Source organism: Crossiella sp. NPDC003009, assembly GCF_053591555.1.
Genome location: NZ_JBSFUA010000009.1, coordinates 44,078 through 63,206, shown reverse-complemented (window position 1 = coordinate 63,206; position 19,129 = coordinate 44,078). Strand labels below are relative to the sequence as shown.

General features: G+C 69.9%; 20 protein-coding genes and 1 pseudogene. 5 read left to right on the top strand and 16 right to left on the bottom strand.

Annotation, left to right across the window (positions count from 1 at the left end; genetic code table 11):
• Nucleotides 1-12: 12 nt before the first annotated feature.
• From ACWDY5_RS12715 to ACWDY5_RS12705, 3 genes are read right to left on the bottom strand one after another with little or no spacing between them, the layout of a single operon-like run.
• Nucleotides 13-1,545 carry an alpha/beta hydrolase gene (locus ACWDY5_RS12715; protein WP_449722361.1) on the bottom strand — a complete coding sequence of 511 codons (1,533 nt, stop codon included), beginning with the start codon at nucleotides 1,543-1,545 and terminating at the stop codon, nucleotides 13-15.
• A gap of 17 nt (nucleotides 1,546-1,562) precedes the next feature.
• On the bottom strand, nucleotides 1,563-2,342 hold the full coding sequence (locus ACWDY5_RS12710; RefSeq protein WP_449722360.1) for a TIGR03943 family putative permease subunit: 780 nt from the start codon (nucleotides 2,340-2,342) through the stop codon (nucleotides 1,563-1,565).
• Complete coding sequence (locus ACWDY5_RS12705) at nucleotides 2,342-3,370, bottom strand: permease (RefSeq protein WP_374213088.1); 1,029 nt, start codon at nucleotides 3,368-3,370, stop codon at nucleotides 2,342-2,344. Before ACWDY5_RS12705 ends, ACWDY5_RS12710 begins: the two co-directional genes overlap by 1 nt.
• A gap of 164 nt (nucleotides 3,371-3,534) precedes the next feature.
• Between ACWDY5_RS12705 and mtnA the strand changes: the two are divergent.
• The 4 genes and pseudogenes from mtnA to mtnC all read left to right on the top strand — a co-directional run.
• A pseudogene (mtnA, locus tag ACWDY5_RS12700) lies at nucleotides 3,535-4,515 on the top strand (S-methyl-5-thioribose-1-phosphate isomerase); the annotation flags it as partial.
• A gap of 404 nt (nucleotides 4,516-4,919) precedes the next feature.
• On the top strand, nucleotides 4,920-5,537 hold the full coding sequence (mtnB, locus tag ACWDY5_RS12695) for a methylthioribulose 1-phosphate dehydratase (RefSeq protein WP_449722359.1): 618 nt from the start codon (nucleotides 4,920-4,922) through the stop codon (nucleotides 5,535-5,537).
• On the top strand, nucleotides 5,534-6,112 hold the full coding sequence (locus tag ACWDY5_RS12690) for a 1,2-dihydroxy-3-keto-5-methylthiopentene dioxygenase (RefSeq protein WP_449722358.1): 579 nt from the start codon (nucleotides 5,534-5,536) through the stop codon (nucleotides 6,110-6,112). Before mtnB ends, ACWDY5_RS12690 begins: the two co-directional genes overlap by 4 nt.
• Nucleotides 6,109-6,801 (top strand): acireductone synthase, encoded by a 693-nt coding sequence (gene mtnC, locus ACWDY5_RS12685; protein WP_449722357.1) that lies wholly within the window; start codon nucleotides 6,109-6,111, stop codon nucleotides 6,799-6,801. The genes ACWDY5_RS12690 and mtnC overlap by 4 nt, the downstream gene beginning before the upstream one ends.
• Nucleotides 6,802-6,943: 142 nt before the next feature.
• On the opposite strand, the gene ACWDY5_RS12680 is transcribed toward mtnC, so the two are convergent.
• The 8 genes from ACWDY5_RS12680 to ACWDY5_RS12645 form a co-directional block, all read right to left on the bottom strand.
• Nucleotides 6,944-8,593, bottom strand: coding sequence for a DUF6119 family protein (locus tag ACWDY5_RS12680; RefSeq protein WP_449722356.1), 1,650 nt, complete (start codon nucleotides 8,591-8,593; stop codon nucleotides 6,944-6,946).
• Nucleotides 8,594-8,859: 266 nt separating this feature from the next.
• A complete protein-coding gene (locus ACWDY5_RS12675) occupies nucleotides 8,860-9,225 on the bottom strand; it encodes a YbjN domain-containing protein (RefSeq protein WP_449722521.1) in 366 nt (121 codons plus the stop codon).
• Nucleotides 9,226-9,278: 53 nt separating this feature from the next.
• On the bottom strand, nucleotides 9,279-10,136 hold the full coding sequence (locus ACWDY5_RS12670) for an isoprenyl transferase (RefSeq protein ID WP_283663623.1): 858 nt from the start codon (nucleotides 10,134-10,136) through the stop codon (nucleotides 9,279-9,281).
• Nucleotides 10,137-10,165: 29 nt separating this feature from the next.
• Nucleotides 10,166-10,927 (bottom strand): DNA repair protein RecO, encoded by a 762-nt coding sequence (gene recO / locus ACWDY5_RS12665; RefSeq protein WP_449722355.1) that lies wholly within the window; start codon nucleotides 10,925-10,927, stop codon nucleotides 10,166-10,168.
• Between the two features lie 31 nt (nucleotides 10,928-10,958).
• Entirely contained in the window at nucleotides 10,959-11,867 is a 909-nt protein-coding gene (gene era, locus ACWDY5_RS12660; protein WP_449722354.1) for a GTPase Era, read from the bottom strand.
• A complete protein-coding gene (locus ACWDY5_RS12655) occupies nucleotides 11,851-12,279 on the bottom strand; it encodes a hypothetical protein (protein WP_449722353.1) in 429 nt (142 codons plus the stop codon). Before ACWDY5_RS12655 ends, era begins: the two co-directional genes overlap by 17 nt.
• 21 nt (nucleotides 12,280-12,300) lie before the next feature.
• Complete coding sequence (locus ACWDY5_RS12650; protein ID WP_449722352.1) at nucleotides 12,301-12,639, bottom strand: (2Fe-2S) ferredoxin domain-containing protein; 339 nt, start codon at nucleotides 12,637-12,639, stop codon at nucleotides 12,301-12,303.
• An 11-nt stretch (nucleotides 12,640-12,650) separates the two neighbouring features.
• Nucleotides 12,651-13,937, bottom strand: a complete 1,287-nt coding sequence (locus tag ACWDY5_RS12645; RefSeq protein ID WP_449722351.1) for an MFS transporter — start codon at nucleotides 13,935-13,937, stop codon at nucleotides 12,651-12,653.
• Between the two features lie 70 nt (nucleotides 13,938-14,007).
• On the opposite strand from ACWDY5_RS12645, the gene ACWDY5_RS12640 reads away from it, so the two are divergent.
• The gene (locus ACWDY5_RS12640) at nucleotides 14,008-14,982 is read left to right on the top strand and encodes a GlxA family transcriptional regulator (RefSeq protein WP_449722350.1); all 975 of its coding nucleotides are present in this window, start codon (nucleotides 14,008-14,010) and stop codon (nucleotides 14,980-14,982) included.
• Nucleotides 14,983-15,031: 49 nt separating this feature from the next.
• Here the strand turns inward: ACWDY5_RS12640 and ACWDY5_RS12635 are convergent, their stop codons facing one another.
• The 5 genes from ACWDY5_RS12635 to ACWDY5_RS12615 form a co-directional block, all read right to left on the bottom strand.
• A complete protein-coding gene (locus ACWDY5_RS12635) occupies nucleotides 15,032-15,364 on the bottom strand; it encodes a cytidine deaminase (RefSeq protein WP_449722349.1) in 333 nt (110 codons plus the stop codon).
• The gene (locus ACWDY5_RS12630; protein WP_449722348.1) at nucleotides 15,357-16,688 is read right to left on the bottom strand and encodes a hemolysin family protein; all 1,332 of its coding nucleotides are present in this window, start codon (nucleotides 16,686-16,688) and stop codon (nucleotides 15,357-15,359) included. Before ACWDY5_RS12630 ends, ACWDY5_RS12635 begins: the two co-directional genes overlap by 8 nt.
• Before the next feature lie 13 nt (nucleotides 16,689-16,701).
• Nucleotides 16,702-17,316, bottom strand: a complete 615-nt coding sequence (gene ybeY / locus ACWDY5_RS12625) for an rRNA maturation RNase YbeY (protein ID WP_449722347.1) — start codon at nucleotides 17,314-17,316, stop codon at nucleotides 16,702-16,704.
• The gene (locus ACWDY5_RS12620) at nucleotides 17,313-18,350 is read right to left on the bottom strand and encodes a PhoH family protein (protein ID WP_449722346.1); all 1,038 of its coding nucleotides are present in this window, start codon (nucleotides 18,348-18,350) and stop codon (nucleotides 17,313-17,315) included. The genes ybeY and ACWDY5_RS12620 overlap by 4 nt, the downstream gene beginning before the upstream one ends.
• Nucleotides 18,351-18,456: 106 nt before the next feature.
• Nucleotides 18,457-19,083, bottom strand: a complete 627-nt coding sequence (locus ACWDY5_RS12615; RefSeq protein ID WP_449722345.1) for a TetR/AcrR family transcriptional regulator — start codon at nucleotides 19,081-19,083, stop codon at nucleotides 18,457-18,459.
• Nucleotides 19,084-19,129: the final 46 nt, after the last annotated feature.

Genomic DNA, 19,129 nt, shown 5'->3' with positions numbered 1-19,129 from the left:
CGACCGGCGCGGCTACGCGGGCGGGTCGTCCTGGCAGCGGGCGCCTCGGGCCGGGAGTTCCTTGTTCACCAGGTAGTCCGCGGTCGCCTGGCGGGCGCACGCGCTGTTGCTCAGGCCGCTGTGGCCCTCGCCGACGAAGGTCAGCAGCCGGGCGTTGTCCAGCGTCTTGGCCAGCACCACCGCGTCCTGGTACGGGGTGTCCGGGTCGCCGGTGGTGCCGATGACCAGGATCGGGGCCGAGCCCTTCGCCGACCAGGGGCCCGCGTAGCGGCTGGCCTGCTTGGCAGGCCACTGCTGGCAGGCGGCGGCGTGCGAGTGGTCGTAGCCGGGGCTGCCGTAGGCGGCGACCGGGCCCAGGCGCGGGGTGAGCGCGGCGGCGACGGCCAGGCGGGCGCGCAGCTGGACCTTGCTCTTCGGGTAGACCCGGTCGGCGCATTCCACCGCGGTGTTGGCGGCGAAGAACGGGGCGTTCGTACTGATCGGGCGGAGCAGGCGGCCGGTGCGGGACTGGGCCTCGGTCAGCTGGGCGGCCAGGGTCGGCCAGCTGGGGCGGCCGCCGTTGAGCGCGAAGATCATCCGGTAGGCCAGGCTGGCGCCGTTGGCGAGCACCTTGCCGTCAGCGTCGGTGACCGGCTCGCGGTCCAGATCGGCGACCAGCTGGTCGAAGGCCTTGCCCGGCTTGCCCTTGCCGAAGGGGCACTTCTCGCTGGTGGCGCACCAGCTCAGGAAGCGCTCGAAGGCGGCCTCGGTGGCCAGGAACTGGCCGAGGTCGTAGCGGTACGGGTCGTTGGCGTAGGCCTCCGGGTCGTAGCCGCCGTCCAGGGCCAGCACCCGGAAGTTCTTCGGGAACAGGTTGGCGTAGACGGTGCCGATGTAGGTGCCGAAGGAGACGCCGTAGTAGTTCAGCTTGGCGTCACCCAGCGCGGCGCGCAGCACGTCGATGTCGCGGGCCACGTACTCGGTGCCCACGTACGGCAGCAGCGCCCCGCTACGCGCCTGGCAGCCCGCGTTGAACTCGGCGGCGAAGCGCTGGCCGCGCTCGAAGTCGCCGCGGCTCCTGGTGGCGGGCATCTCGGCGAAGGCCGCGCGGGTCTGCTCGGCGTCCAGGCAGGCCAGCGCGGAGCTCTGGCCCACGCCGCGCGGGTCGAAGCCGACCACGTCGAAGCGCTCGGCCACCTCGGCGGGCAGCTCGGTCACCACCGACCTGGCGAAGCCCACCCCGGAGCCGCCCGGCCCGCCGGGGTTGACCAGCAGCGAACCGATCCGCTGCGCCGGCTTGCCCGCCGGGCGGCGGGACAGGGCGAGGGCCAGGGTGCCCTTGGCCAGGTCGCGGTAGTCCAGCGGCACCTGGGCGGTGGCGCACTGGAAGCCGTCGCCGGTGCCGCAGTCCCGCCAGTCCAGGCTGGGCACAGTCACACCGGGCACGCCGCCGGGCAGCGCGGCGGCGGCCGTGGCGGGAGCGGCCGTGGCGGCCACGGGGGCGGCCACGGCGGTCAGGGTCAGCACGGCGGCGATCGCCACCGCGCGGCGCGGGTTCACCCGCATGCGGGGGTCCTCTCAGGTCAGGATTCGTACTGTTCGGCGGGGGCGGGGATCGGCTTGATCTCGCTCACGTCGAACGCAGGGGTGTAGGCGTTGGCCTCGGTGGCGGTGCCCGGCTGCACCCGGCCGGTCAGCTCCAGCCAGGAGTCGGCCGGGATCTCCTTCAGCTCCGGCACCCTGGGGCCGTCCAGCCGCACCTTCATCGGCTGGGCGTCGGCCGCGCAGCAGCCGATCACCATGCGCACCAGGTAGTTCACGCCCTTGTCCCGGTACATGAAGCCGGTCAGCCGGACGTCGCGGCCGTTGAGCGTGCCCGAGTCGTCCCAGACCACCCTGGTGAGGAAGTCGGTCATCTTCATCGGGATCACCTGGCCGCCGGGCAGGGCCTCGAAGTTGGCGCTGCCGTTGCGCTTGCTGGGTTCGGTGACGGTCCGGGAGTCGTTCGGGTTCACCGAGGCCGCGCCCAGCGCGGGCGGGGCGATCAGGAAGATGGTCAGCACCGGCAGCAGCAGGAACCAGGGACTGCGGGACTTGCCGTGCTCGTGGTCGTGGTCATGACCGGGCTCGGCGGCGGCCGCTTCGGCGCAGACCGGGGCGGGCAGCGGCTTGGACTTGTTCCGCATCCGGATGATGTCCTGGGCGATGGCGGTGAAGGCCAGGCCGAGCATGACCACCGCGGCGGCGATCAGGAACGGCAGGAACGAGGGCTTGACGTAGCGCAGGTACTGGCCGTTGAGCGCGATCTTGAGCAGCGCGCCGCCGAGCAGCACCAGCAGGACGTTCTGCGTCTCACGTCGCATCAGCGCACCTCACCGAAGACGAGCAGGAAGGCGCCGACCCCGCACAGGATCGCCACCAGAAAGGTCAGCGGCGCGAACCGCAGCACGAACTTGCGCCCGAAGGTGCCAGCCTGCAGCGCGATCAGCTTGACGTCCACCGCGGGCCCGACCACCAGGAACACCAGCCTGGGCAGCAGCGGCAGCGCGGACATGCTGGCCGCGACCAGCGCGTCGGCCTCGCTGCACAGCGCCATGACCACCGCGGCCACCGCCATCACCAGCACGCCCAGCACGATCTGGCCGGACAGCGAGCTGAAGAAGTCGGACGCGGTCACCTTGAGCACCGCGGCGATGATGCCGCCAATCACCAGGAACCCGCCTGCCTCGACCAGATCGTGCCGGGCGGTCTCGGCGAAGACACCCCAGCGGGAGACCCCGGCCGGGCGCTCGTAGCGGCGCAGCGCGCGCTCGGCGATCCACTCGGTCTTGCCGAAGCGCACCCACAGCCAGCCCATCACCACCGCGGTGGCCAGCGAGCCGGCGAAGCGGGCCACCACCATCAGCGGCTCGCCCTGGAAGGCGACCGCGGTGGAGCCGAGCACGATCGGGTTCACCGCGGGCGCGGCCAGCAGGAAGGTCAGCGCGACCGCGGGCCGCACGCCCTGCTGCATCAGCCGCCCGGACACCGGCACCGCGCTGCACTCGCAGCCCGGCAGCGCCAGCCCGGCCAGCCCGGCCACCGGCACCGCGACCGCCTGGTTGCCGGGCAGCAGCTTGCGCAGCCGCTCTGGTGAGACGAACGCGGCGATCGCGCCGCTGATCAGCACGCCGAGCACCAGGAACGGCATGGCCTGGATGCACACGGAGATGAACACCGTGGAGGCGGTGCGGATCCGCTCGTCGGTCAGCATGGAGGCGATCTGCCCCTGGAAGAGGATGGCCAGCAGCAGGACCACGCAGAGGACTTCCAGCGAGGTGATCCCCCGGCCCCGTGGCTTGTGCCCGGTGGGCTCGGCCGTCTCGGTCGCAGCGGTGCTCACGGGAGCCATGCTGCCATGCGATTGGGCGAATCGATAACCGTTCCCGAGAGCGGGCCGATCGGGCTAGTCCGCTGCTCCGGTCAGGGCCCAGAGGCTGGGACGGGCTCCCTGGGGTCTGGCGCGGGTGAATACCGTGGGGGTCGAGCCTGACCACGGCGACGAAGGGGTGGCGCATGACCTACACACTCGGCTGGGACGACGGCGTGGTGGTGGCCATCGACCAGCGGGTGCTGCCGCATGACCTGCGGTGGTTGCGGCTGGCCACGGTCGAGGAGGTGATCGAGGCGATCGCCACGCTGGCCGTGCGCGGGGCGCCCGCGATCGGCCTGGCCGGGGCGTTCGGCGTGGCGCTGTCCGCGCACCTGCACACCGACCACGAGGTGGTCAGGACCGACGCGGAGCGGCTGGCGCAGGCCAGGCCGACCGCGGTGAACCTGGCCTGGGGCGTGCGGCGGGCGCTGGAACGGCTGCCCGAGGGCAAGCAGGCGGTGCTGGCTGAGGCGCTGGCCATGCTCGCCGAGGACGAGGCGACCAACCGGACCGCCGCCCGGCAGGCCGCGGACCTGGTGCTCTCGCTCACCCCGGACCGGCCGCTGCGGGTGCTCACACACTGCAACACCGGCAGGCTGGCCACCGCGGCCTGGGGCACCGCGCTGGGCGCGATCAGCGACCTGGCCGGGCGCGGGCGGGTCGAGGAGGTGCTGGTCGACGAGACCAGGCCGCTGCTGCAGGGCGCCAGGCTGACCGCGTGGGAGCTGGCCGAGCAGGGCATCCCGCACCGGCTGCTGGTCGACTCGGCCGCCGCCGCGGCCATGTCGCTGGGCCAGGTGGACGTGGTGCTGGTGGGCGCGGACCGGATCACCGCGCGCGGTGACGTGGCCAACAAGATCGGCACCTACGGGCTGGCGGTGTCCGCGGCCCGGCACCGGATCCCGTTCATCGTGGTCGCGCCGGAGTCGACCGTGGACGAGACGCTGGCGCACGGCTCGCAGATCGTGGTCGAGGAGCGGGCCGCCGAGGAGGTCACCGCCTTCGGTGGCACGCCGGTGGCCCCGGCCGGGGTCGCGGTGTTCAACCCGGCCTTCGACGTCACCCCGGCCGAGCTGGTCAGCGCGGTGGTCACCGAGCGGCGGGTGTGGCGGCCCAACCACGGCGCGGCGCTGGCCGGGCGGCTGGCCTCGGCCATCGGCGAGGGCCTCGACCTGTCCGGGGTCTACACCGACCCCGCCCTGTTCGGCGCGGCCGCCGGCGCGCTGGCCGAGGAGTTCCGCGGTTGTTTCGACGCGGTGCTCGGCCTGGCCTCCGGCGGGCTGCTGCTGGGCGCGGCGCTGGCCAGGCACGCCGAGGTGCCGCTGGTGCTGCCGGGCAACCCGGTGGCGCCCGGCACCAGGGTGCTGGTGGTGGACGAGGTGCTCGGCGACCGGCTCGGCGACGCGGCCGAGCTGGTCTGGGGCAGCGGCGGCACGGTGGCCGGGTTCGGCGTGCTGGTGGTCGAGCAGGGCACGGATCCGGAGAAGCTGGCCCCGCACAAGGTCGTCGCGCTGGCCGAGGTGGCCTCGTGAGCGCGGGCGCGACCCTGGCCGCGGCCGCCCGCGAGCTGTACCAGCGGGGCTGGCTACCCGGCACCGCGGGCAACATCTCGGTGCGGGTGTCCCCGGAGACCGCGCTGATCACCGCCAGCGGCCGGGACAAGGGCGCGCTGACCGAGTCCGACACCGTGCTGGTCTCGGTGGACACCTCGGCCGCGGTCTCCCCGGACGCGCCGAGGCCCTCGGCGGAGACCACCATCCACACCGCGATCTACCGGGCCACCAAGGCCGAGGCCGTGGTGCACACGCACTCCCCGTACGCCACCGCGGTGGCCACCCTCGAAGGCCACCGCACACAACTGTCCACAGTGGACATCCAGGGCTTCGAGCTGTTGAAGGGACTCGGGTTGCGCGATCCCAGCGCGACCACGGTGCCGGTGTTCCCCAACCACGCCGACGTGCCGAGGATCGCCGCCGAGGTGGAGCGCTACCTGATCGAGCACCCGGACGCGCCGCCGGTGGTGCTGATCGAACATCATGGCCTCACCACCTGGGGAGCGGACTACGCGCAGGCCCGCAACCGCATGGAGTGCGTGGAGTCGATCTGCCAGTTGCTGCTGCTGTTGAAAGGACGTGCGTTCTCATGACGCTCTTGCAGGTCATGCCGGAAGACGAGCCCACCACCGTCGAGCTGCGCACCAGGGACGCCGAGAAGATCCGCGCCACGCTGGCTGAGCTGGGTGTGGCGTACGAGAACTGGGCGACCAGGGACTTGCCTGCCAAGGCCGATCAGGACGCCGTGCTGGCCGCCTACGCCGAGGAGGTCGCCGGCCTCAAGGCCAAGGGCGGGTTCCGGCTGGTCGACGTGGCCGCGCTGCGCCCCGACCCCGAGGACGAGACCTACCCCGAGCGGGCAGCCAAGGCCCGCGGCACCTTCCTGGACGAGCACCGGCACAGCGAGAACGAGGTGCGCTTCTTCGTCGCCGGTCAGGGCTGCTTCTACCTGCACCTGAACCAGCGGGTGTACGCGGTGGTGTGCGAGGCGGGCGACCTGCTCTCGGTGCCCGCCGGGACCACGCACTGGTTCGACATGGGCCCGACCCCGGACTTCGTGGCGATCCGGTTCTTCGAGGAGGAGGACGGCTGGGTCGGCGACTTCACCGGCGACCCGATCGCGGCCAAGTTCCCGCGGCTGGACGAGCTGGTGGCGGAGCCCGCGTGAGCAAGCCGCAGGCGGTGGTCCTGGACATCGAGGGCACCACGAGTCCGCTGGCCGCCGTGCACGAACAGCTGTTCCCCTACGCCAGGGCGCGGGTGGCGGACTGGCTGGCCGAGCACCGGGGCACCCCGGCGGCGACCGAGGTCCTCGACGGGGTGCGCGCCGAGCTGGGCGAACCGGGGGCGGATGAGGACCGGGTGGTGGCGGCGCTGGTCGGCTGGATCGACGCCGACGTCAAGGCCAAACCGCTCAAGCAGCTGCAAGGGCTCATCTGGCACAGCGGGTTCCTGGCCGGTGACCTGCGCGGACAGGTCTACCCGGATGTGCCGGTCGCGCTGAAGGCCTGGCACGGGGCCGGCATCGGGCTGCACGTCTACTCGTCCGGCTCGGTGGCCGCACAGCGGGACTGGTTCGCCCACAGCGACCACGGCGACCTCTCCGGCTACCTCAGCGGCCACTTCGACCTGGCCACCGCCGGTCCCAAGCGCGAGGCGGAGTCCTATCGGCGGATCAGCGCGGCGCTGGGCGTGCCCGCGGCGGAGACGCTGTTCCTCTCCGACGTGGCCGCCGAGCTGGACGCGGCGGTCGAGGCGGGCTGGCAGGCGATCGGCGTGCGGCGGCCCGGCGAGGCGCACGGCCCGGCTGGCGGGCACCGCTGGATCGCGGAGTTCGGCGAGCTGGAGCTGAGCTGAAGCCGCTTCAAAAGCTACCGCTTGTTGTGAGGTCACTGCGGTTTTCATTTCGCCAATCGCAGTGACCTCACAAACATGCAGCATCGTTTTCAACTAACTCAATATCACAACAATTCGCCATCATCCACAAATCTCAGACAAACTATGCGGCTGCATTGCTCTTCTTGTCGGCCTGTTTTCGCGCTTTCTTCTTGGCCATCCTGCCTGGCGAAATATCCTTCACAAAACCAAACCTTACCGGCACACCCATTACATATTGAAGAAATCGCGCATTCCTCATAAGGCTGATTCTAGAAAAGAGAGGAATATTGCGAGATTTGCCAGCGGGATCCTTGGTTGTGACTATAGCGAACACAACCTCAAGTTTTTGCGAATCGATCGGAGCGCAGAACTCCGCCCCCTTTCCGGCTGGACACTTCTCTTGCAGCAAAGCGTTCAACTTCTGCATCGAAGCCGGCTCACTTTTGATCAACTCAATCGAATTAGCACCTTGGTTGAATAAATGACTCAACTGGTTCGAATTGGTTGAGATTTTGACATGCACAAGATGCGCTCGTCCGTCTCTGAGCACGTATACGTCACACGGCTCCACTTTAGTTTGACCTTTGGGATGTATAGTGGTCTTGTCGAGCAACACACAATCGTCACCACGAGCGGCATCCTCATTGTACTCGGACTCTAAATGCTTACTGCAATCAGGCAGAATATCGTCGAGTTCAGACCAAAACTGGTTTAGTCGCTCGTTCAGGTTGGTCACATAGTCCGGCTCGACTCGGTACCAATTACCCTCATTAAGGTAGTAGGCAGCAGGATCTTCCGGAAGAACGCAGTCAAATATTAGGGATTTATACACCGAGTACTCATCGACCGACACCTCAGCCTCATTAGTGAGCTTTAGCTTATGACGTCTTAGGTCGGCTAGGGATAGATCCGCCGCACTCTTTCCCTTGTCGATTAGATAAGAATAGTAGTGCAAAATATTGACATCAGGAAAGAGTAGGCTAGCGCCTACGCCGCTAAACTGAACCCAGATGCTATCTCGATAGTTCACGATATCCGGAATTGATAGGTGCACATCCGGCGACCTGGCAACCACGCTTTTCAACAAGATTTGATCAAGCCTGACAACCACCTCAGGATCACGCATCGGAGCAATGTTGTGAATGCCTGGAAAAGTCTCCAGATATGAATTGTCTTCATACAGAGCAAGCAGCTCTCCACATAGCGTCACAAGCTCCTCGGGGGTAGCCCTAGAACTGACGCGAAGATTGCTCGCACCGGTCACACTGCGAACTAACTCTTCGTATTCCTTCCGGACCTTGCCGGTTATACTTCTTAGCACAGTGCTATCCTGATCGAAGCTAAAATATGTGAGATCGTGCTCCACGGATAACTGGGTGCGCTGTTTACGTGCGGAACTCAAGTCAACCGTGTCAGCATTCCTCAGCTTCTCAGGATCAACACAGTTCAGCGTCACTTTTAGCCCAAAGTCATACTCATAAGATTCGTCCCGGAGATTGTGAGCGACATGACCGAAGGTCAAGGCAAAAACTCTACCCTGAACTGGAAAGAATATCAGGGCACCTTTGCTGGTTTGACGCAGATCGACTTGCAGATCGAAGTAGTACTTCCACCATGGCGCCCGGGGCGTCGAGTCCAGCACATATATAACGGCCCCGTCCGGCAAACGATTAGCGCCACAAGAATCCACCAAAGAGTTCTCATCCTTCAATGAATTACTTGAGTCAAATCCAAGCTTGAGCAGGTAAACAGAGAATGAATTGCTTCTCATTATTTCGATTTCCCATCTAAATAGAGTGCGGAGGCTTCATCTCTACCGTCGACCGGGAAACCGTATGCGCTACACAAGATGGCTTTCGGAAACTGAAATGCAATCAATGCTTAATGAGCTTGAGAGGTCACGGGCTCGCATCGTTGACGCTCGGTAACATCGTGCGACCCAGACCATCGGTGAGCTGAGCACGGTGTGGGTTCCACATATACAACGATGGAACCCACACCTGCTGCGATGCGGTGGCCTACCCGCTAGCCATCGTGTCAGCCGGTCTGGCCCGCCGCTTCCAGCAGCTCGGCGCGGAGCTGGGAGGCGGTGGAGACCACCAGCATCAGCAGGGTGCTCAGCGGGGCCGCGCCCATGCCCTCGGCCGGGAAGGCGTAGCGCAGGGTGACGTCCATGCCGGTGCCGGTGCGGATCACGCCCAGCGTGCCGAACAGGCCCTGACCAGCGCGTTCGGCGGCCGAGGCGGCCAGCTTCTCGTCGTCGGGCAGGTCCCAGGCGACCACGCAGGTGAGGCTGAGCACGGTCAGGCCCTCGGAGAGCTGCATGGCCTGCACCGCGCACGGCACCTCGCCGTGCCGGAAGGTCAGCGCGCCGTCGTCGTCGACGTGCACGTCGTGGAACATCTCCAGCGCTTCCCGTGCCGAGGTCAGCAGGGTCGCGGTGGTCAGCGCCTCGGTCACCGGGTGCCTCCGGTCACGGGTTCGATGCCGACGATCCCGGCTGGGCTGTCCGGCACCGGGTTGGGCAGGGCCCCACCGTAGCGGCGGTCACGCATCGCGTACTCCTCGCAGGCCCGCCACAGGTGTGTGCGGTCGAAGTCCGGCCACAGGATGTCCTGGAACACCATCTCGGCGTAGGCGGACTGCCAGGGCAGGAAGTTGCTGGTGCGCATCTCGCCGCTGGGGCGGATGAACAGGTCCACGTCCGGCATCTCCGGCTGGTACATGTGCCGGCTGAGCATCTTCTCGTCGACCTTGTCCGGGTTGATCTTCCCGGCGGCGGCCAGCCGGGCGATCTCGCGGGCGGCGTCGGCGATCTCGGCGCGGCCGCCGTAGTTCAGGCACATGGCCAAGTTGATCACGGAGTTGTCCTTGGTGCGCTCCTGCGCGACCTCCAGCTCCTTGATCACGCTGCGCCACAGCTTCGGCCTGCGGCCCGCCCAGCGGATGTTGACCCCGAGCTCGTCCAGCTCGTCGGTGCGGTCCCGGATCACGTCCCGGCTGAAGCCCATCAGGAACCGCACCTCATCCGGGGTGCGCTTCCAGTTCTCGGTGGAGAAGGTGTACAGCGAGAGCCATTTCACACCCAGCTCGATCGCGCCCTTGACCACCTCGACCACGACCGCCTCGCCCCGCTTGTGCCCCTCGGTGCGCGGCAGCCCGCGCTCCTTGGCCCAGCGGCCGTTGCCGTCCATCACCACGGCGATGTGCTGGGGCACCAGGTCGGCGGGGATCGCCGGCGGGCGCGCGCCGGAGGGATGCGGATCCGGTGGCCGGACGCTCTTGTCAGCGCGTCCACCCCGCCGTCGCAGCATCGTCGGCTTCCTCCTCATCGTGAGAACAACTAGGCCTGCGGCTCGGGCACCACTGCCGAGCGCTTGCGTTCGACCAACGGTAGCGAACGCAGCTGGCGCTCCAGATGCCACTGCAGGTGCGCGGCCACCAGGCCGCTGCCCTCCCGCCGCGCGGAGTGGCTGGCCTGCTCGGCGACCGGCCAGTCACCGTGCAGCAGCGCCTCCAGCAGCCCCAGGGTCTCCTGGGTCGGCTTGGTCGACCCCGGCGGGCGGCACCGGTGGCAGACCGCGCCACCGGCCTGCACGTTGAAGGACTGGTGCGGGCCGGGATCCCCGCACCGGGCGCACTCGCTGAGCGCGGGCGCCCACCCGGCGTAGCCCATGGCCCTGAGCAGGAAGGCGTCCAGCACCAGCGGCGCCTCCCGGCTGTCGTCAGCCAGTGCCCGCAAGGCGCCCACGACCAGCATATACAGCCGCAGCGCGGGCGCGTTCTCCTCGGCGGTGAGCCGGTCGGCGGTCTCCAGCACGGCGCAGCCCGCGGTGTAGCGCGGGTAGTCGCCGACGATGCCGGCGCCGAAGGCGTCCAGGGTCTGCACCTGGGTGATCACATCCAGCGTGCGGCCGGTGTAGAGCTGCACGTCGACGTGGCAGAACGGCTCCACCCTGGCGCCGAAGCGGGAGGTCGTCCGCCGCACGCCCTTGGCCACCGCGCGCACCTTGCCGTGCCGCCGGGACAGCAACGTGACGATGCGGTCCGCCTCGCCCAGCTTCTGCACCCGCAGCACCACGCCGGTGTCGCGGTAGAGACTCACCCGGTCATCGTCCCATGCCGGGACGACAGGCTCAGAACCCGAGGCGGCGCAGCTGCTTGGGGTCCCGCTGCCAGTCCTTGGCGATCTTGACGTGCAGGTCCAGGTAGACCTTGGTGCCGAGCAGGCTCTCGATGTGCTTGCGCGCGGTCGAGCCGACCTGCTTGAGCCGGGCCCCCTTGTGCCCGATCATGATCCCCTTCTGGCTGTCCCGCTCCAGGTAGACCACGGCGTGCACATCGATCATGTCGGTGCGGCCGGGGTGCGGCACCATCTCCTCCACGGTGACCGCGATCGAGTGCGGCAGCTCGTCCCGCACGCCCTCCAGGGCGGCCTCCCGGATCAGCTCGGCGACGAGGGTGGCCTCCGGCTCGTCGGTCAGCTCGCCGTCGGGGTAGAGCTGCGGGCCGCGCGGCAGCCGGTCCACGAGCAGCTGGGTCAGCGTCTCGACCTGGAAGCCGTCCACCGCGGAGACCGGGATCAGGTCGGTGAACTCCATGATCTCCTGCAGCGCGAGCAGCTGCTGGGCGACCAGCTCCTGGCTCACCAGGTCGGTCTTGGTGATGATGCCGATCACCGGGGTGTTCTTGGAGATCTTCTTCAGCTCGGCCGCGATGAACTTGTCACCCGGGCCGACCGGCTGGTCGGCCGGCACGCAGAGCCCGACCACGTCGACCTCCGACCAGGTCTCCCTGACCAGGTCGTTGAGCCGCTGGCCGAGCAGGGTGCGCGGCCGGTGCAGTCCGGGGGTGTCCACGATGACCAGCTGCGCGTCCGGCCGGTGCACCACACCGCGGATGGTGTGCCGGGTGGTCTGCGGGCGGCTGGAGGTGATGGCGACCTTGGTGCCGACCAGTGCGTTGGTGAGGGTGGACTTGCCTGCGTTCGGCCTGCCGACGAAGCAGGCGAAGCCGGAGCGGTGGGTGTCACTGACGCTGGTCACTCGACCATTCTCGCAGCTCCCCGGTGAACCACTCCCTGGACTCCGACCTGAGCAGGGCCTGCAGCACGAGCGCCGCGAAGACCAACGGGATCACCGCCTGTGGCAGGAGCTCGCCCATCATCAGCCCGCCGACGATGTTGAGCACCGCGCCCGCCAGCACGACCCACTCCACCCCCAGCGCGGTGAAGCGCACCCACGGCTCGCGATGGCCGAACCGCGTCGCGCACACCAGCAGCAGCACCATGGCCAGCAGCGAGACCACCAGCAGCAGGGCCTGCACGCCCAGGTTCCCCCTGGCCCACGCGCGGTCGCTCTCCTGGGAGAGCAGGACGAGGGCGAACCCGCCAAGGGCCAGGTTCAGCACGGCTTGGATGATGATCACTATTCGCGTGACGCGCAGCTGTTTCGGCATGCCGCCTGTTGTAGGGCAGGACTACCGGGAGCCCTCCCGGACCGGCGGGCTGATCCGGTGCAGCTCCAGGGTGTCCGGCAGCGGCGCCCGGCCCGGCCCACCGGCGGCCAGCCACCTGGCCAGATCGCCGAGCACGGCCTCGCCGAGCACAAACCCGAGCCAGACCGGTTTGCCGCCGCCGGGTCTCTGCACCACGACCACGTTGGACTGCGCGCACACGTCGAGGCAGTCCGAGACGGTCACCCTGGCCCCGTGCTCCTCGGCGATCTCGCGCAGCCTGCGCAGCTGCTCGTCGTGGTCGAGCTCGGGGTGCTTGCGGGTGGTCCCGCAGCAGCAGTCACGGCACACGGTCAGGCGCACAGGCGTTCACGCTACGGGGCCACCGGCACCGGGACCGAGCGCTTGGCGCGCAACGTGGTGATCATCATGGAGGCCACCGCCGCGATCATGCACAGTCCGGCGGCCAGGTACCAGGAGGCGGTGTAGTTGCCGAGGTGCTCGCGCAGCAGGCCCGCGCCGGTGGCCGCGATGGCCGCGCCGACCTGGTGCGCGGCGAAGACCCAGCCGAAGACCACCGGTCCGTCCTGGCCGAAGTGCTGCCGGCAGAGCGCGACCGTGGGCGGCACGGTGGCCACCCAGTCCAGGCCGTAGAAGATGATGAAGACCAGCATGCTGGGCCCGGCGCTGGCGTCGAACAGGCTGGGCAGGACGAACAGCGACACCCCGCGCAGCAGGTAGTAGGCGCCGAGCAGCAGCCGGGAGTCGACCCGGTCGGTCAGCCAGCCGGACAGGACGGTGCCGAGGATGTCGAAGACGCCGACCAGGGCGAGCAGTCCGGCCGCGGTGGTGGTGGGCATGCCGTGGTCGTGCGCGGCCGGGATGAAGTGCGTGCCGACCAGGCCGTTGGTGCTCATGCCGCAGATCGCGAAGCCGATGGCCAGGAACCAGAATGCCTTGGTGCGCGCGGCGGTGGCCAGCACGGACAGGGCGCGCTTGGCCGCGCCGCCGGCCGGCCTTGGCGGCAGCTCGGGCGCGCCGGTGGCGCCGTAGGCGGTCAGGCCGAGCTCGGCCGGGTGGTCCCGCAGCAGCCCCAGCACCAGCGGCACCACCGCGAGCGCGCCCAGGGCGACCGCCAGCGCGGCCCAGCGCCAGCCATACTGCTCGACCAGCAGCGCCTGCAACGGCAGGAACACCAGCTGACCGGCCGCGCTGCCCGCGGTGAGCACGCCGGTGACCAGGCCGCGGCTCGTGACGAACCAGCGGGTGGTGATGGTGGCCACGAAGGCCAGCGCCATCGACCCGGTGCCCAGCCCGACCAGCACGCCCCACAGCAGCACCAGCTGCCAGGAGGCGGTCATGAACACGGTCAGCCCGCTGCCCGCGGCGACCAGCGCCAGCGCGCAGGCCACCACCCTGCGCACGCCGAAGCGCTCCATCAGGGCCGCGGCGAACGGGGAGGTCAGGCCGAAGAGCAGCAGGTTGATCGAGACGGCCAGCGAGAGGGTGCCCAGCGGCCAGCCGAACTCCTGTTGCAGCGGGTTGATCAGCACGCCAGGGGTGGCGCGGAAACCGGCGGCGCCGACCAGCGCGACGAAGGCCACGGCGGCGACCACCCAGGCCCGGTGCAGGCGGGGACGGGTGAGCTGAGTCTGGGTCACCGAGCCAGCCTCGGTGCGCGGGCCGCCGCGGACGAGTGGCCCGAAGGCCAACATGTGCAAGGATCGGGCCATGGACCGTCCGCACCGGGTCGCCGTGCTGACCTTCGACCACGCCGCCGGGGTCGACCTCGGCGTGCCGCCACAGGTCTTCGGCACCGCCGCCCGCGGTGATCGGGGCGAGCCGCTCTACGAGGTGCGGGTGTGCACCTCCGACGGCGGGCCGGTGCGGGCCGCGGCCGGGTACCAGGTGCTGCCCGAGCACGGCCTGGAGGCCTTCGAGTGGGCCGACACGGTGGTGGCCACCGGTGTGCACGACGGCCCGATCGTGACCGACGGCGTGCTGCCGGACGGCGTCGGCGAGGCGTTCCAGGCCGCGCTGGCGGCCGGGAAGCGAGTGCTGTCCATCTGCACCGGGTCCTTCGCGCTGGCCGCGGCCGGACTGCTGGACGGACGGCCCGCGGCCACGCACTGGCGCTGGGTCAAGCGGTTCCGGCGGCTGTTCCCCGAGGTGGACCTGCACCCGGAGGTGCTCTTCGTCGACGACGGCCAGGTGCTCACCTCGGCAGGCGTGGCCGCGGGCCTTGACCTGTGCCTGCACGTGGTGCGGCTGGACCACGGCAGCGGGGTGGCCAACCGCAGCGCCCGGCGCTGCGTGGTCGCACCCTGGCGGGACGGCGGTCAGGCCCAGTTCATCGAGCGCCCGCTGCCGGTGGAGCCGGACTCGGGCACCACCGAGGTCCGCGAGTGGATGCTGGGCAACCTGGAACGCCCACTGGACCTGCGCGAGCTGGCCGCGCGGGCACGGATGAGCGTGCGCACCTTCACCCGCCGCTTCCGCGAGGAGACCGGCCTGAGCCCAGGGCAGTGGCTTATCCGGCAGCGGGTGGAGCTGGCCAGGCGGCTGCTGGAGGAGACCGACCTGCCGGTGGACCGGATCGCCGCCCAGGCCGGTTTTGGCACCGCGGCCTCACTCCGGTCCCACCTGCGCGCCCAGCTCGGCACCGCGCCCAGCAGCTACCGGCGCACCTTCCGCCGCACCGGCTGAGCGGGTTTCAGCTCCCGCCGCCGGGCTGCTCGCCGCGGTCGTCCGCGGCTCAGTGCGTGGTGTGCACCTCGCCGTCGGCGCCCGCCACGTGCAGCGGGGCCGCCGGGGCCAGATCGCGCAGGGCGGACCGGGACGCCTCGTCGGCCTCCGCCGCCGCCGTGACCACCGCCGCCGCCTCCAGGCCTTCCGCCCCGCTGGACACCGCCGCCGCGACCGCGGCTTGCAGGGCGGTCAGCTTCAGCGAGGGCAGGGCGACCGTGGTGGCGGCATAGGTGCGGCCGTCGGTGTCGCGGACCGCGGCGCCCTCGGCGGCGCCGGTGCGGGCGCGGGAGGCGCGGGCCAGCACGACGAGCTTGGTGTCCTCGGGGTCGAGCTCAGGCACGGGAGTCCTTTCCGTCGGCTTCGGCCGGGACGGCCGGGGTGAGCGTGCTGACCGGGCAGACCAGCACGGTGGTGATCCGCATCCGGCCGCGGTTGTCCTTGCCGCCCTCGGCGCGCAGCCGCAGGCCCTCGATCTCGGCCTCCGCGCCCGGCAGCGGGACCCGGCCCAGCCGCTGGGCCAGCAGGCCGCCCACGGTCTCCACCTCGGAGTCATCCAGCTCGACGCCGAAGTAGGCGCCCAGGTCCTCCACCGGCAGCCGGGAGACCACCCGGACCGCGGGGGTGCCGTCGCCGAGCACCTCGATCGGCGGGCGCTCGTCCGCGTCGTGCTCGTCGGTGATCTCGCCGACGATCTCCTCGATGATGTCCTCGATGGTGAGCAGCCCGGCGGTGCCGCCGTACTCGTCCACCGCGATGGCCAGGTGGTTGCGGGAGAGCTGCATCTCCTTGAGCAGCTCGGCCAGCCGCTTGGAGTCGGGCACGAAGCTGGCCGGGCGCATCAGCTCGCGCACCCCGACCGTGCGGTCGGCCTCGGCCGCGCCCTCCACCGAGGAGCGCACCAGGTCCTTGAGGTTCACCACGCCGACCACGTCGTCCACGCTCTCCCCGATCACCGGGATGCGGGAGAACCCGGTGCGCAGGCACAGCGCGAGGGCCTGCCGGACCGACTTGTCCTGCTCGATCCAGACGATCTCGGTGCGCGGCACCATGACCTCGCGGGCGATGGTGGCGCGCAGCTCGAACACCGAGTGGATCATCTCGCGCTCGCCTGCGGCCACTACGCCGCGCTCCTGGGCCAGGTCGACCAGCTCGCGCAGCTCGACCTCGGAGGAGAACGGGCCCTCCCGGAAACCGCGGCCGGGGGTGATCGCGTTACCGATCAGGATCAGCAGCCTGGCCAGCGGCCCGAGCACGGTGACCAGCGCGCGCACCGGCCCGGCGACCAGGATGCCCACGCCGTAGGGGTGCTGGCGGCCGATGGTGCGCGGGCCGACGCCGACCAGCACGTAGCTGGTCACCAGCATGCTCAGCATGGCCACCAGCGCGGCCAGCCAGGCGGTGTCGATCCAGAACAGGCAGGCGAAGGTGACCAGCACGGTGGCGGCCAGCTCGCAGCCCAGCCGCAGCAACAGCAGCAGGTTGATGTGCCGGGGCCGGTCGGCCACCACCAGCGCGAGCTGGCGGGCCCCTGCCCTGCCCTGCCGGACCAGCGCGTCCACCCTGGCCCTGGAGACCGTGCCCAGCGCCGCGTCGGCGGCGCCGAAGACCCCGGCGGCGAGCACCAGCAGGACCGCGATGACGACCAGCGTCACGGGGTCGGACATCGCCGTCGCCGCCTCAGCCCGCGGGGTCGGCGTCCGCGCGCCGCTGCGGCTCCGCGGCGGGCGCCTCGGTCGCCGGTTCCGCCGCCGCCGGTTCCGCTGCGTCGGTGGCCGCGTCGTGCAGGCCGACCGCGCCGAGCACCTTGTCATCGGCGGCGCGCTGCTGCTCCTGCGCCCGCGCGGTGCGGAAGTCGGCGAGGATGCGGTTCTGCAGGGAGAACATCTCCCGCTCCTCCTCCGGCTCGGCGTGGTCGTAGCCGAGCAGGTGCAGCACGCCGTGCACGGTGAGCAGGTGCAGCTCGTCGGTGAGGCTGTGCCCCGCCTTGCGCGCCTGGTCCTTGGCGAAGGCCGGGCAGAGCACGATGTCGCCGAGCAGCGCGGGACCGACCCCGGCCGCGTCGGGGCGGCGGGCGGAGTCCAGCTCGTCCATCGGGAAGGCCATCACGTCGGTGGGGCCCGGCAGGTCCATCCACCGCTCGTGCAGGTCGGACATCACGTCCAGCTCGACCAGCAGCACGGACAGCTCGGCCAGCGGGCTCACGCCCATGCGGTCCAGCGCGAACCTCGCCGCGTCGACGATCGAGGTCTCCTCGACCCCGACCCCGGACTCGTTGGCGATCTCGATGCTCAACGCCTTGCCTTTCGGGTGTGGGCACGCTGCGCCGCGGCGCCGTTCTCCGCGTTGTCCTGCACGACCTGCCAGCGGTCGTAGGCGTCCACGATCTCCCCGACCAACCGGTGCCGGACCACGTCCTGGCTGGTCAGGATCGAGAAGTGCACGTCGTCCACACCGTCGAGGATCTCCCGGACCACCTTCAGGCCGCTGCGCTGCCCGCCGGGCAGGTCGACCTGGGTGATGTCGCCGGTGACCACGATCTTGGAGCCGAAGCCGAGCCGGGTGAGGAACATCTTCATCTGCTCGGGCGTGGTGTTCTGCGCCTCGTCCAGGATGATGAAGGCGTCGTTGAGGGTGCGGCCGCGCATGTAGGCCAGCGGCGCCACCTCGATCGTCCCGGCCTGGGTCAGCCGGGGGATCGACTCCGGGTCGACCATGTCGTGCAGCGCGTCGTAGAGCGGCCGCAGGTACGGGTCGATCTTGTCGTAGAGGGTGCCCGGCAGGTAGCCCAGCCGCTCCCCCGCCTCGACCGCGGGCCTGGTCAGGATGATCCGGCTGACCTGCTTGGCCTGCAACGCCTGCACGGCCTTGGCCATGGCCAGGTAGGTCTTGCCGGTGCCTGCCGGGCCGATGCCGAAGACCACGGTGTTCGCGTCGATGGCGTCCACGTAGCGCTTCTGGTTCAGCGTCTTGGGCCGGATGGTCCGCCCGCGCCGGGAGATGATGTTGAGGCTGAGCACCTCGGCGGGGGACTCGGCGGTGCCGGCGTCGAGCATGGCCACCGTGCGCCGCACCGCGTCCTGCCCGACCGGCTGGCCCTTGCCGGCCAGGGTGACGAGCTCGGCGAAGACGCGTCCGGCGAAGGCGACGTCGGCCGGATCGCCGGTCAGCGTGAGTTCGTTGCCCCGCACGTGCACGTCGGCGGTGAGCAGCTCCTCCAGCAGACGCAGGTTCTCGTCGCGGGAGCCGAGCAGCGCCAGGACTGCGGAGTCGGGCAGGGAGATCTTCGACCCGGGCTGGGTCGCTTCACCAGGTGCGGTACCGGCCACGTGGCCTCGGGCCTGCTTTCTGCGGTGCTTGCGTTGATGGGTCTCTGTCGGGATTGATGCTAACGCCAGCCCCTGACGAGCCCCACCGCAATAGGCCGTTGGCCGCTCAGGTGCTCAGGTCGCTGCCCGGGAACAGCTCCCGGATGTGGTCGTCCAGCAGCTGGGACATCAGCTCCGGCGACATCGCCTCCGGGGCGATCAGGCCGTGCAGGACCAGGCCGTCGGTGAGCGCGAGCAGGCGCAGCGCCTCGCGTTCGGGGTCGGCGCCCGGCCGCAGGATGCCCTCGGCCCTGGCCTCGCGCAGCCGGTCCAGCAGCCAGTAGGCGACCTCCTCATCGCCCTTGCGGCCCGCGGCGCGCAGCACCGGGTCGACCCTGGCGCGGCTGACGAAGGCCATCCACACCTCGGCGGAGACCTTGCTGTCGGCGTCCAGCGGCAGCAGCGTGCGCATCAGGTTGCGCACCCGCCACGGCGCGGAGTGGTCCTGCGGCAGGCGGCCGTGCTCGTCGGCGGCGCGGGCCCGTTCGGTGAACTTCTCCGCGGCCAGGTCCATCGCGAAGTGCAGCAGCGCGTCCTGGGTCGGGAAGTAGTGCCGCAGCGCGCCGGCCGACCAGCCGGACTCGGCGGCCACCGCGCGCACCGAGGCGCGTTCCACGCCGTCGCGCTGGACGACCCGCCACACGGCCTGGGCCAGCTCCCGGCGGCGGGCCTCATGGTCGACGAGTTTGGGCACTGTACTTTTCTAGCACAGGCGTGTTATAAAAATTGTCCAGCGCGAT